This window comes from Armatimonadota bacterium (assembly GCA_031459765.1).
GTDB lineage: Bacteria > Sysuimicrobiota > Sysuimicrobiia > Sysuimicrobiales > Kaftiobacteriaceae > Kaftiobacterium > Kaftiobacterium secundum.
Window position 1 is genome coordinate 18,824 of record JAVKHY010000010.1, and the last position, 11,915, is coordinate 30,738.

The 11,915-nt window shown below is 69.4% G+C and carries 12 protein-coding genes, 1 tRNA gene and 1 other RNA gene; 9 read left to right on the forward strand and 5 right to left on the reverse strand.

Annotation, left to right across the window (positions count from 1 at the left end):
• The first annotated feature begins 129 nt into the window (after nt 1–129).
• From QN141_10970 to QN141_10980, 3 genes are all read left to right on the forward strand, one after another.
• Nucleotides 130–387 (forward strand): IreB family regulatory phosphoprotein, encoded by a 258-nt coding sequence (locus QN141_10970; GenBank protein MDR7558997.1) that lies wholly within the window; start codon nt 130–132, stop codon nt 385–387.
• A 54-nt stretch (nt 388–441) separates the two neighbouring features.
• Nucleotides 442–1,725, forward strand: a complete 1,284-nt coding sequence (gene murA, locus QN141_10975) for a UDP-N-acetylglucosamine 1-carboxyvinyltransferase (GenBank protein ID MDR7558998.1) — start codon at nt 442–444, stop codon at nt 1,723–1,725.
• Nucleotides 1,726–1,783: 58 nt separating this feature from the next.
• Nucleotides 1,784–1,858: transfer RNA gene (locus QN141_10980), tRNA-Val, on the forward strand.
• Between the two features lie 53 nt (nt 1,859–1,911).
• On the opposite strand, the gene QN141_10985 is transcribed toward QN141_10980, so the two are convergent.
• Entirely contained in the window at nt 1,912–3,345 is a 1,434-nt protein-coding gene (locus QN141_10985; GenBank protein MDR7558999.1) for a diguanylate cyclase, read from the reverse strand.
• A gap of 217 nt (nt 3,346–3,562) precedes the next feature.
• On the opposite strand from QN141_10985, the gene QN141_10990 reads away from it, so the two are divergent.
• Nucleotides 3,563–4,186, forward strand: a complete 624-nt coding sequence (locus QN141_10990; protein ID MDR7559000.1) for a hypothetical protein — start codon at nt 3,563–3,565, stop codon at nt 4,184–4,186.
• A gap of 10 nt (nt 4,187–4,196) precedes the next feature.
• Here QN141_10990 and QN141_10995 read toward each other — a convergent pair whose 3' ends face one another.
• From QN141_10995 to QN141_11005, 3 genes are all read right to left on the reverse strand, one after another.
• The gene (locus QN141_10995) at nt 4,197–5,510 is read right to left on the reverse strand and encodes an HD-GYP domain-containing protein (protein ID MDR7559001.1); all 1,314 of its coding nucleotides are present in this window, start codon (nt 5,508–5,510) and stop codon (nt 4,197–4,199) included.
• A 31-nt stretch (nt 5,511–5,541) separates the two neighbouring features.
• Nucleotides 5,542–5,715, reverse strand: coding sequence for a hypothetical protein (locus tag QN141_11000; GenBank protein MDR7559002.1), 174 nt, complete (start codon nt 5,713–5,715; stop codon nt 5,542–5,544).
• A 142-nt stretch (nt 5,716–5,857) separates the two neighbouring features.
• Nucleotides 5,858–6,622: a GGDEF domain-containing protein gene (locus QN141_11005; GenBank protein ID MDR7559003.1), complete on the reverse strand. Its 765-nt coding sequence runs from the start codon at nt 6,620–6,622 to the stop codon at nt 5,858–5,860.
• Nucleotides 6,623–6,767: 145 nt separating this feature from the next.
• On the opposite strand from QN141_11005, the gene QN141_11010 reads away from it, so the two are divergent.
• From QN141_11010 to rnpB, 3 genes are all read left to right on the forward strand, one after another.
• On the forward strand, nt 6,768–7,469 hold the full coding sequence (locus QN141_11010) for a C4-type zinc ribbon domain-containing protein (GenBank protein ID MDR7559004.1): 702 nt from the start codon (nt 6,768–6,770) through the stop codon (nt 7,467–7,469).
• Entirely contained in the window at nt 7,456–8,097 is a 642-nt protein-coding gene (locus tag QN141_11015) for a ribonuclease HI family protein (GenBank protein ID MDR7559005.1), read from the forward strand. Before QN141_11010 ends, QN141_11015 begins: the two co-directional genes overlap by 14 nt.
• A 28-nt stretch (nt 8,098–8,125) precedes the next feature.
• Nucleotides 8,126–8,495, forward strand: an RNA gene (gene rnpB / locus QN141_11020) — RNase P RNA component class A.
• A gap of 70 nt (nt 8,496–8,565) precedes the next feature.
• On the opposite strand, the gene QN141_11025 is transcribed toward rnpB, so the two are convergent.
• A complete protein-coding gene (locus QN141_11025; GenBank protein MDR7559006.1) occupies nt 8,566–9,861 on the reverse strand; it encodes a DUF1343 domain-containing protein in 1,296 nt (431 codons plus the stop codon).
• On the opposite strand from QN141_11025, the gene QN141_11030 reads away from it, so the two are divergent.
• Both QN141_11030 and QN141_11035 read left to right on the forward strand, forming a co-directional pair.
• Nucleotides 9,862–10,092: a hypothetical protein gene (locus QN141_11030; protein ID MDR7559007.1), complete on the forward strand. Its 231-nt coding sequence runs from the start codon at nt 9,862–9,864 to the stop codon at nt 10,090–10,092.
• A gap of 130 nt (nt 10,093–10,222) precedes the next feature.
• Nucleotides 10,223–11,707, forward strand: a complete 1,485-nt coding sequence (locus tag QN141_11035; GenBank protein MDR7559008.1) for an MFS transporter — start codon at nt 10,223–10,225, stop codon at nt 11,705–11,707.
• The last annotated feature ends 208 nt before the right edge of the window (nt 11,708–11,915 follow it).

The window sequence follows — 11,915 nt, forward strand, 5'->3', positions numbered from 1 at the left end:
CGTCGCATGGCCCGACTGTCCGGCCTGTCCGCCGGGCAGGTATCCCACCGGGCAAGGATGGGCCGCTGCCGAGGGGAATAGTACTGCGGCTGTCGCGGCGAGGAAGGCCCGCGCGGCGGAGGTGGCGGCATGGATGAACGCGAGCGCACCGGGATCTTCCGGGTCGGCGCGCCCACATCCAGGGACATCCACCAGATCTTCAAGCACGTCTATCAGGCGCTGCGGGAGAAGGGGTACAACCCGGTGGATCAGATCGTGGGCTACCTGCTCAGCGGAGATCCGACCTACATCACCAGCCACCGGGAGGCGCGGACCGTCATCCGTCAGGTAGACCGACTGGTGCTCCTGGAGGAGCTCGTCCGCTGCTACGTTGAGCACAAACTCTAATCGGCGGATCCATCCGCCGGGACCAGAGGACGGCAGGCCGACGGAGACGCCGCGATGGACCAACTGATCATCCAGGGCGGGAGGCCTCTTCGGGGGTCGGTGCGGATCTCCGGGGGGAAGAACAGCGCGCTGGCCATCATCACCGCCGCCTGCCTCGCTCCCGACGTCTCGGTGCTGGACAACGTTCCGCTGTGCCGTGACGTCCTCACCCTCTCCGCCATCCTGGAGGCCCTCGGGGCGAAGATCACCCTGGCCGGGGGGCGGATGACTATCGACGCCCAGGCCGTCTCCCAGCACGTGGCCCCCTACGACCTCTGCCGGCAGATGCGGGCGTCCTTCTATACGGCGGGGATGCTGCTGGGCCGGCTGGGGCGGGCGCAGGTGCCGCTGCCCGGAGGCTGCGTCATCGGCTCGCGGCCCGTCGATTTCCACCTGCGCGGGTTTGCCGCGATGGGTGCCACCGTCCTTACCGAGCACGGCTATGTGCACGCCGAGGCCCCGCACCTGGGGTCGGCCAACTTCTTCGTCCCGCGCAGCAGTGTGGGCACGACCATCAACCTGATGCTGGCCGCCACGCTGGCCCGGGGCACCACGATCCTGGAAAACGCCGCGCGCGAGCCGGAAGTGGTCGATACCGCCGTGTTCCTGAATCTGATGGGCGCCAGAATCAAGGGTGCCGGGACGAACACGGTCATCGTGGAAGGGGTGCGGGAGCTGCACGGGGCGACCTATGCCGTGATTCCCGACCGCCTGGAGGCCGGAACCTACCTGATTGCCGCCGCCGCCACCGGCGGGGAGGTGCTGGTGGAGCAGATGATCCCGGAGCACCTCGGCGCCCTGCTGGTCAAACTGGAGGAGGCCGGCGCCGTCGTGGAGCGCCGGACCGACGGCGTGCGCGTGCGTCGGGAGGGGCCGCTGCGCGGCGTGGACGTGGACACGGCGCCCTTCCCCGGGTTTGCCACCGACCTGCATCCGCCCTTCGTCGCGGCCATGGCGGTCGCGGACGGCCGCAGCACCGTGCGGGAAACCATCTTCGAGTCGCGCTTTGGCTATGTGGACGAACTGCGCCGTCTGGGCGCGGACCTCCGCGTGGAGAACGACACCGTGGTGGTGAACGGCGTGCCGTTCCTCACCGGCGCGCCGGTGCAGGCCCCGGATCTCCGGGCCGGCGCGGCGGTGGTGATCGCCGGGCTGACCGCCCGGGGAGCCAGTGTCATCTCCGGCGTCGAGAACATCGACCGCGGCTACGAGCGGATTGAGGAGAAGCTGACGGCGCTGGGCGCCAGCGTCGAGCGGGTCACCACGACGACGGAACCGGCAGTGGCCCGGGTCGGCTGAGGGGGCCGAATCCCCCTGCGCCTGCTATAATCAGCACGCCGGCCGGGCCGGCCGCCGCGGGCGAGTAGCTCAGCGGGAGAGCATCCGGTTTACACCCGGAAGGGCGCAGGTTCGATCCCTGCCTCGCCCACCATTACCCCACGGAGGTTGGACCCGGCTACCGACTCCGGTTTCTGCCGCGGCGAGCTACCGGTCCCCCGACGACCTCGACACCTGGCTCAGCACCAGGCTCAGCCGCCGGTTGATCGCATTGAGGACCGCCCTGGCCGTGCCGGCGTATTTGTTCTCGTTTCCCGGAGCGATTCCCAGGAGCTTCTCCTCGCCCGCCGGGCTCATCAGCATGACCGCCACCCACAGCGCCTGGTGCTCGCCGTGGGAGACGGACTGGATGTCCTGGAGGATGACCCCGTACCCCGGAGGAAGCAGCTCGGTCAGGGCGCGGGCTGTCGCCTCCCCGACCAGGAACGGGATCCGATCCGGCGCATTCCGGCCGACGACACGGCCGACGGCATGGCGCTCACCGTACTGAACCTCCACCTCGACGGTGGCGGAGAGGCCTCCTTCGGCGAGGTTCCATCGGACGAGAGACACCCGGTGGGACTCGCCCGAAGGCGGCGCGGAGGCCGCCGGGGTTTCCTGCCCGGTCTTCGGAACCGAGGGCGGTTCACCAGCCGGCTCAGGGGCGGCGGGGAGCGGCTCCGGTCCAAGGATCTCAGGTCCCGCCGCTTCCGTGATTCCCGCGGGGGCGGAAACAGGTTCTTCCGGTGGCGCCGCCGGGCCCTCCGGCGACGCGGCCTCCTGGGGCGCGGGAACGGCGGCTGCCGCGGGCGGGAGGACCTCCTGCGCCACCGCCGGCTCCGGCGCCGTGGTGGCCGGTTCGACCGGCGGGATCGGAGCCTCAGCCAACTCGGCCGCCGCGCGGGCCGTCTCCCCCGGCTCCGGAATGGGTGGTGTTTCGGGTTCCCGTGGGATCGCCGGCTCAGCGGACGGCAGCTCATACACGGGAGCCTCCGCTTCCTCCAGGGGTTCCGCCGCGGCGGGTTCTTCGACCGGCGGGATCGCTTCCGCCGGGATTCCGGTCGATGGCGGGGACGGGGCGGGCGTCGTTCCGGCCGGAGCCGGGCCCCGATCGGCCTCCGTAGCCGGACCTCGGCCCCGCAGCGCGATCTCCGCCGAGATGATGAGCGCATCAAGCGCCGCGTAGGCGTCGGCCGGATTGGCCACGGGATCGGTCCCCGCCACGCCGAACCGGCCCTCCGGAACGCGGCCCTCTGCCGTCTCGATGGACAGCGTGAAGACCCGGTCGCGGATGCGGTTCAGCAGCTCCCGGATCTCGTCGTACGGTCGCTGGGTGAGGATGAGGAAGGCATCGCCCGAGTGGCGACCGAGGAGGTCGCGCCCGTCGAGCTGCAGGCGGAGGAGGCGCGCCACCTGGGCAAGGATGGAGTGGCCGGCGCGATAGCCGAAGACATCCATCAGCGTGCCCAATCCCGCGACCTGGATGCACACCGCGTGGATCTCCGACCTGGTAATCCAGGCCGTTCCCTCTGCGCGGAGGGCTACCGACCAGGGGAGGTGGGTAATCGGGTCGATTGTCGACATCTGCGGATCGCCGTCCATTGGTCTCCTCCGGGGTCCGATAACATCATGCCCAATTACATGAATCTAGACCAATTCTTGTGCCCGACTCGCCAGGAGATTCGATAGACGAAAGTCTATCAGTCCTGCCAGGGCCGGATTCGGAGGGAATCTTCGGCATCCCACAGAATATCGTTCCGCATTGGCTCGTTTTCCTGCGTGAACGGGCCCTGGACTCATCCAGAAGCCCCCCGACGAGGTGAACCTTGTGAAGAAACTCAAGCCGACGGATACGGATGTGCTGCTCCGCATCATGCAGATTGCGGACTCCCCCTCGAACCTCGACGCCATGCAGTACATCCTGTTCCAGTTCGACTTCAAGGATTACGAACAGTTCATCCTGGAGTGTCCCCCGGGGAGCATTCGGTTCAACAATTTCTTGCGGGTGGCGGTGTTCTGCGACAACCTGGGCGTGCTCGTGGACGGCGGTGCGCTCGATCCCGAGGTGGTCTTCGAACTCTACCCCATCCCCTGGGCCAAGATGGAACCCATCGTCATGGGGATGCGCCGCGAGCTGGGATGGCCGGATCTCTTCGACTATTTCGAAAAGCTCGGCAAGCAGTATCAGAAGTGGTGGGAGCCCAAGGCGAAGAAGATCAAACTTCCCGAAGCGCCCAAAGGTGAGGCGCCGCGCCCGGCGCTGCGGCCTGTGGCCCGGCCGACCCTGGTGCAGGCGACGCGGTTCGCGCGTCCCGGTGCCGTCCCGGCCCGCCCGGGGGCGGGAGCGGTGAAGCCGGCGGCCCGTCCGGCGGCTCCGGCCCGTCCGACCAAACCCGCCGCGAAGAAACCTGCGGCGAAGGCCAAGAAGAAGAGTCGGCGCTAGGGGTTCGGGTCTAGCTGTGGGCCGCGGCCTTCCCGGTGTCCGGGAGGGCCGCGCTGGCGTCGGCCAGGATCTCCCGGAGGCTCTGCCGCTCCGTGGTAAGGAGTTCCCGGACCGCCCGCACGACCTGCGGGTCGAACTGCGTGCCACGGCCGCGCTCCAGCTCGGCGAGCGCCTGTGCCTCCCCCAGCGCGGTGCGGTAGGGCCGGTCCGAGGTCATGGCATCGAGCGCATCGGCGACGGCGATGATGCGCGCGCCCAGCGGGATGCGCTCGCCGCTCAATCCAAAGTATCCGCCCCCGTCGTACCGCTCGTGGTGATAGAGGATGAACTCTTTGCCTTCGCGGTACTCGGGCAGGCTGCCCACGATCTCCGCGCCGATGGCGGCGTGCCGGCGCACCTGTTCGATCTCCCGCCGGCTGAGGCTTCCGGATTTGCGGAGCAGCGCGTCGGGGATCCCCAGCTTGCCCACGTCGTGGACGCGGGCGGCACGGGCGATGGCCTCGCAGGTCTCGGGGTCCAGTCCAAGGCGGTCGGCCAGGCGCCGCGCCAGGGCGGCCACCCGCTGGGAGTGGGCGAAGGTATACGGATCGCGCCGGTCGATGGTATCCGCAAGCAGCTCCACGGTTTCCTTCGTCTGACGCAAGACGATCCGTTCGCTGCGCAGCGCCCGGTACACCGCCGCCACCGGGAGCGCCAGCACCGGGGTAAAGTAGGGCGCGTGAATGAAGATGACCGCGGCGACGACCCCGAGCAGCAGCGTGCTCAGGTAGGGGACCAGGGCGCGCCCGAAGGTCGCCCTCCAGTACGCGGGGAACCGCGTGCGCTGCAACAGGACCGCTGCGCCCGTCACGACGAGGCTGTTGACGACGTAGAAAGCCGCGACGGAGGTGAGGACGGCGGCCACCTGAGGCAGGGAAAATCCCGTCGCCAGCGGGCCCGGACTCAGACGCCAGTAGAGAGCGCCGGCCAGCCCGACCGTGAGCGCGGTCTGCGCCGCGTTGAAAGCGATGAGTTCGGGCTCCCAGCGCTGGAGGGTGTACAGCAGGGCGACGCCCGCCGCCGCGGTCAGGGCGGCGAACCCGGGCGGCAGGAGCAGCAGCAGGGCCATCATCACGGCGCTGCCCATGTTCACGGCGACGTTCTTGCCCAGGCAGATCAGGCAGTACCCGGAAACCGGAATCAGGAGGAGACTGCCGGCGAGCAGCACCCAGAAGGTCGGGCCGGACGGGACGGTCGGGATCCAGCCGCGCAGGAAGAGGACCAGGCCGATCCCGGCCGCCATCGTGGCCCCCATGTACAGCCAGGCCGCTCGCGACAGACGCATCGGGGGAGAGGTCGCGGCGTTGTCCGAACGTTTACTCGTAGGTGACGCCGAGGTCCTGCCAGTCGGTAACGGGGCTCTCCCGGCAAACCTTGCACCCGGTGAGTACCCCGATGCCCTCCGCCGGCCGCACCAGCCCCGGCACAGCCGTGGCGAGGAGGAGAAAGACCAGAGGCGGAAGCCATCTGCGGGCGATCCGGTTCATCATCTCGTGTCCCCCCTCGTCAGGATGGAACACACAACCCCCTGCCGATGACTCAGGGGGTAGCGGTGAGCGTAGCACCGGGGCCGGGGTCTGTCAACGCCAGATCGGCGTCGGTTTCTTGGAGCCTTGATGGCAGTTCGGCGCGTCAGCGCTGGGACTCGAGACGCAGCGAGTCGATCAGTGCGCGGGCCCGTTTGGCTTCGTACATCCGCATGTCGGCCTGCTCCAGAGGCTCGGTGAAGGTGTCCCAGGTGCTCACGCCGATGCTGACCGACAGCCCTTGGGGAGCGCCCAGCGGTCGCCAGTGGCCGAAGACGCGCTCCAGCCGGGCCACCACGGCCTGCGCGGCCGCCGCCCCGGTGCCGGACAGGAGGACGACGAACTCATCGCCGCCGTACCGGGCCAGGACATCGGCCGAACGGAGCGACGTCTTCAGGACATCGGCGAAGGATTCCAGGATGCCGTCACCGGCGAGGTGGCCGTTGGTGTCGTTGAACCGTTTGAAGTCGTCGAGATCCAGCATGGCCACGGAGAAGGTCCGCCCCGTCCGCCGGGCGCGCAGCACCTCGGCGGCGTACACCTCGCGGAAGTAGCGACGGTTGTACAGACCGGTCAACGGATCGCGGATGGCGAGATCGTGCAACTGGCGCTGGGACTCCTGCAGCCGCAGCACGAGCACCCAGGCGATGCCGGCCATGACCAGGGCCACGAGCAGAAGGACACCCAGCTCGGCCAGGGTCGTGGCGAAGAAGAGACGGGTCTGATCGCCGGCCAACTGGCTGATGCGGATCCAGCCGCGCACCACGACCACGGCGCTGGCCACGGCGACGCCTGCGGCCAGGAGGATGCCGACGAGCGTGGCCTGGGGGAGCGGCGGGTGCGTCCGCGACGGCCGCGCTCTCGGTTCCACGGGTGGTGGCTCGGACGGTAGCATGGGCACAGGGAGGCGTCAATCAGTCAATCGGAAGACCGCGCCCGGACCTGAAGCGTCCGGGCAGCCTCATGGAGATTTGTTCAAGGATTTGCGCCCGCGGCGCCCGAAGGGGGTGGTGCCGATGATTGTGGAGGACCTCTACGAACTACAGGTGCTCGACTCGCACCTGAGCCGGCTGGAGCGGGCGCTGGCCGCCCTCGATGACGGGGCGCGGGTGCAGGAGCTGGCCGAGCGGGCCGCGGCGGAAGAGGCGGCCGTGACCGCGGAGCGACGCGCCAAGCAGTCCCGGCTGCAGGACCTGGAGCTCGAGCTGCAGAGCGTAGTGGAGAAGCGCCGCAGGATCGAGCAGGACCTCTACAGCGGGCGGATCGGCAACCCCAAGGAGTTGAGCGCGATGCAGGCCGATGTCGACCTGCTGGGGCGCCAGCGGCAGCGCCTGGAGGACGAGATGCTGGCTCTCATGGACGAGCTCGAGCGTCTGGACGAGCGGAGCGGCGTGCTCGCCCTGCAACGGCAGGCGCGCCAGCGTGAACTGGAGGATCACCTGCTGCGGCATCAGGAGCAGGCCCGCGCGATCACCGCGGAGATCGCCGCCGTCCGCCGGGCGCGCGAGGCGAAGGCTGCAGCGATCGATCCCGAGGTCCTGCGCCGCTACGAGCGGTTACGCCAGCGGAAGGACGGCGTGGCCGTCGCTGCGGTAACCCACGGCATCTGCGAAGGGTGCCACGTGGCCATCCCCGAAGGACGCGTCGCCCAGATCCTGGAGGGAGAGCGGTTGTACACGTGCGAGGAGTGCGGGCGCATCCTCTATGTCTCCGGGTAGGCCGGCCACCGTGGCCATCTACATCGACGGCGCCGCGCGCGACAATCCCGGCCCCGCCGGGATCGGCGTGGTCCTGAAGGACGGCGACCGGGTCATCGCTGAGATCAGCGAGTACATCGGGCGGACGACGAACAACGTGGCCGAGTACCGCGCGTTGCTGCGCGGGCTGGAGGAGGCGAAGGCGCTGGGCGCGCGGGCCGTGGACGTGCGGTCGGACAGCGAGCTGCTGGTCCGGCAGCTCAAACGGGAGTACAAGGTGAAGAGCCCGGACCTGAGCCCGCTGTACCTGGAAGCCAACCGGCTGCTGACCTCCTTCGCGCGCTACGCGGTGCACAAGGTCCCCCGGGGGGAGAACGCGGCGGCGGACGCGCTGGCCAACCGCGCCATCGATGCCGCCGTGCCCGAGTCGACGCTGGACTTCTCCGTCCTCGTCGAACCGGTGGCGGGGGGATTCGTGGCCCGCGTCCCGGCGCTGGGCGTCATAGCGGAGGGGAAGACCCGATCCGAGGCGCTGGACAGCGCGCGGCGTGCTGTGGTCGAAGAGGTGCGGCGGCGGCGGGCCGCGCATCGCCCACTCCCCAGGGAGGAGCGCATCCGCGTCCGCATCGGGCCGGAAGGAGTTGAGTGACCTGGTCCCGGGTGGTAGGATGACCCCGGGAGCAGGCCGGGCAGCCGCTGCGGGTCCCGTGCGTACGGCGGGACGGCCCGCAGAGGAAAGTCCGGGCACCACAGGGCAGGGCGCTGGGTAACGCCCAGTGGGGGCGACCCCAAGGACAGTGCCACAGAAACATACCGCCGGCCGCTCGGCCGGTAAGGGTGCAATCGTGCGGTAAGAGCGCACGGCGTGCCGGGTGACCGGCGCGCGGGCAAACCCCGCCCGGTGCAAGGCCATGTAGGGGGAGATGAGGCGGCCCGCCGCATCCCCGGGTAGGCCGCTATCAGGCGTCTGGCAACAGGCGCCGCAGAGAGATGGCTGCCGCCGCCCACCCGGCGGTACAGAACCCGGCTTACAGGCCTGCTCCCGCATCCTCCTGATGTCGCGGCTTCGATTGCGCCCTGCCGAGGGTCCCGCGTCCGCGTGGGGGGCCCGTCCGACTCAGCGGGGGATGTGGGGCGTCCCGCGAGGATAGAGCAGGTAGCGCTGGCGGATCGTCACAAACCATTGGAGGTCGGCCTGCCAGCCGGCCACGATCCAGTCCGCACGCTCCCCCCGCAGGACGGCCTTCCGCACGGCGTCGGTGCCCCAGAGCAGATCGAAGCGGTACCGCTCCCCGCTCCGTGGCGGCGTGAACAGCGGCGTCCGAGGGTGGAGGCGGTGCACGGCGTCGAGAATGTGCACGGCGGTCGCCGCGGGGCGAAACCGGCGCCGGTCCGTAAGGACGAGCCGCACGCCGCCCTGGCGGCGTTCCGGGGGGCCGACGGTGACCGCCTCGAAACGCACCCCCGGAAGGCCGCGCCGGTTGAGGTGCATGGCCAGCAGATCCCCGCGCAGCCAGCGCGCCGTGACCGTCTGGAAGGGCGTGGTGGTCCCGGCGCCGACCCGGAGCGTGGTTCCCTCGAGCAGTCCCGTGGCCGCATGGAGCTGTGCCGCGGCCGGCGAGGGGAGGTTCGGCGAGGGGCGGAACCAGGAGAGGCCGGTATCCTCCCAGTGCATGCGACCCCGCCAGCCGCTCATCGGGACCACGGCCAGCCGCGCCCCGACGCCAAACTCCTCATTGAAGAGCAGGGCGAGCTCGCCGATGGTCATGCCGTGCACTGCGGGGAGGGGGTAGATCCCGATGAAGGAGGCGAAGTCGGGGTCGAGGACCGGTCCGTCCACGCGGTCCCCGCCGAGCGGATTGGGGCGGTCCAGGACGACGACCGTCTTGCCGTATTCGGCCGCCGCCTGCATGGCCAGGGCCATCGTGGAGGTGTAGGTGTAGGCCCGCGCCCCGACATCCTGAAGATCGACGACCAGCGCGTCCACGCCGGCCAGCATCTCCGGGGAGGGGCGCCGGCGGCCCGCGTACAGGCTGTAGACCGGGAGGGTCCTCGCGCCCGTGGCGGCGCGCAGGAAGGGCACGGCTTCGCCCGCCTGCAGCGTCCCCGCCAGTCCGTGCTCGGGGGCGAAGAGGGCGACGACGCGGATACGCGGATCGAGGGTGAGGATCGTCGCCGTGGGCCACCCCCCGAGTCCGGTTGCCGCGCGGTGGGTGATCAACCCGACCCGCTTGCCGGCCAGGAGCGGGGTGTAGTGGGCAACGAGGACGTCGACGCCGGGCCAGACCTGCGGTCGTGGCGCCGACGCTGCCGGCGGGCCGCCGCCCAGGACGAGGAGAACCGCTGCTGCGGCCAGAATTCCGCGGGTGTGAGCCCGGCGAGCCTGAAGTGTCCTCAATGCGGCAGTCGCCACGTGATCTCCAACATCACGATCCGGTGGCGCCAGGTGCAGGGCGCCTTTCTCTCCGAGCGCGGTCACTTCTGCTTCCGGTGCGGACGCCCCTTCCAGCCCGGATCCAACGGGGAACTCGCCTTCCGGACGGTGCGGGTGGACGCCGTCTCCCCGGCCGTTCGGAGCCTCCAGGCCACCGCCGACGTCATCGTCGTGCGGTACCGCAACGGGGCGACGGAGATCCTGTACTGAGGCCGCCGGCGCGCTATCGCTGCCGCGGCGCCTCTGCCGTTGTCCTGCCCCTCTTCCGGCGCCCTTCAGACCTCGCCAGGGGGCCGTTGCGGGCATGGGAAAGAGGGGTCCGGTTTCGGAGGTGCAGCCGGTGTCGGGTGAGGCCGTCGCCGTAGCGCACGACCACGCATCGGGTTTCCTCGGCCTGATGCGGAACCGGAACTACGCGTTGCTGTGGTCCGGACAGCTCGTCTCGGAGATGGGCAACCGGTTCCACTGGGTGGCGGTGTCGCTCTGGGTGTACGCTCTCACCCAGTCCGCCGGGGCCGTCTCACTGGCGATCTCCTCGATGTTCGTGGGCAGCTTGCTGGTGAGTCTGTGGGCGGGAGCCCTGGTCGATCGGCTCAACCGGAAAGTCATCCTCGTCGCCGCCGACCTCGCGCGCGGCGCCCTGGTGGCGCTGATTCCCACGCTCATCCCGATCAGCCTCTGGCTCGTTTACCTGGATCTGGTGCTCATCTCCGTGGCCACCGCCTTCTTCCGGCCGGCCATCTTTGCCATCGTGCCGCAGGTCGTACCGCGGCGCGACCTCATGCCCGCCAACTCCTTTTTCACGGCCATGGACACCGGGACGGAGATTCTCGGCCCCATCCTGGCGGGATTTCTCGCCCAATCCTACGGGTACGCGCCGCTGCTGTACCTGGACAGCATGACCTACTTCTTCTCGGCGCTGTGCGTCGTGTCCATGAACTTGAGCCAGGAACGCCGTGTCCCGCCCGGCCTGGACCTCCGGGCGGTGTGGGGCAGCGTGGTGGAAGGGCTGCGGTACATCCGGCGAGATGAGCTCCAGCGCGGGCTGTTCGTCCTCATCTTCCCGGCCACCCTGGTCGGAGCGGGCCTCAACGCCCTGCAGACCCCGCTGGCCAAAGGAGCCGTCGGTATCACCGATGCGGAGTTCGGTACGTTTCAGAGCGTGTGGGGCCTCGGCTTCGTCGTCGCCTCACTCCTCCTGGGATGGTACGGAGGGGCCTTCCGCAAGAGCCGGCTGATCATCGCGGGATACTTTCTGGGTTTCCTGGCCACGGGACTGATGGGATTTAGCGCCGCCTACACCGCCCTGTTGCTCACCGCCTTTGCCGTTGGCTTCGCCAACACTCTGTACTACGTCGGGCTCGGCACCGTCTTGATGGAGTACACTCCCAGCGAACTCATGGGCCGGGTCGTCTCCACCCGCCAGCTGGCCCTGGCCGTAACCCGGGTCTCGTCGCCGCTGATTTTCGGAGCGGTCGCCGAGATCGCCGGAATCCGGGAGGCCATCTACATTATGGCCGCAGTCGGGGCGGTCGGCACGCTCACCGCGGTCTGGCGCTATCCGTCGGTGCGGCAGTTCGACCGCGACTGGCAGACGTCCGGCCCCTGGCTGTCCGCCCTCCTCAAGCCCTTCGTGGAGCCCGTGGATCCCGAGTTTCAGGAGGCGCCCCAGCGCTGGCTCAATGTGCTCTCGCTCCTCGTGGCGGCCCTCGGCTGGCTGATCATTGCCTTCGCCAACCTTATGGCGGCTCTGGCCCTCCTCGTGGCGGCCGTGGGTATCGGGATCCTGGGGTCCAGGCTGAAGCGGTATGGATGGCTCCGGTGAACGGGTACGATCTCCAGGGAGAGGAGGAGTCACCGGGTTGCCGTAGAACACCGGTGCTTAACCGGACCGACAGCATGAAGTAGGCCACTCCAAGGCCGCATCGAGGCATCTCCGGGTTCGGGCGAGTCGCCCAGTAGGGGATGCGTCACAGCCCATAACGTGCGGGAGCGCCGAGCCGAACACCTGTGTAGGTGAGCGTTGAAAGCAT

What these genes read in the sequence shown, in the direction of transcription:
- QN141_10970 (MDR7558997.1), top strand. Translation starts at nt 130, where the DNA reads ATGGATGAACGCGAGCGCACCGGGATCTTCCGGGTCGGCGCGCCCACA.
- murA (MDR7558998.1), top strand. Translation starts at nt 442, where the DNA reads ATGGACCAACTGATCATCCAGGGCGGGAGGCCTCTTCGGGGGTCGGTG.
- QN141_10985 (MDR7558999.1), bottom strand. Translation starts at nt 3,345, where the DNA reads ATGGACGGCGATCCGCAGATGTCGACAATCGACCCGATTACCCACCTC.
- QN141_10995 (MDR7559001.1), bottom strand. Translation starts at nt 5,510, where the DNA reads ATGCGTCTGTCGCGAGCGGCCTGGCTGTACATGGGGGCCACGATGGCG.
- QN141_11000 (MDR7559002.1), bottom strand. Translation starts at nt 5,715, where the DNA reads ATGATGAACCGGATCGCCCGCAGATGGCTTCCGCCTCTGGTCTTTCTC.
- QN141_11010 (MDR7559004.1), top strand. Translation starts at nt 6,768, where the DNA reads ATGATTGTGGAGGACCTCTACGAACTACAGGTGCTCGACTCGCACCTG.
- QN141_11015 (MDR7559005.1), top strand. Translation starts at nt 7,456, where the DNA reads ATGTCTCCGGGTAGGCCGGCCACCGTGGCCATCTACATCGACGGCGCC.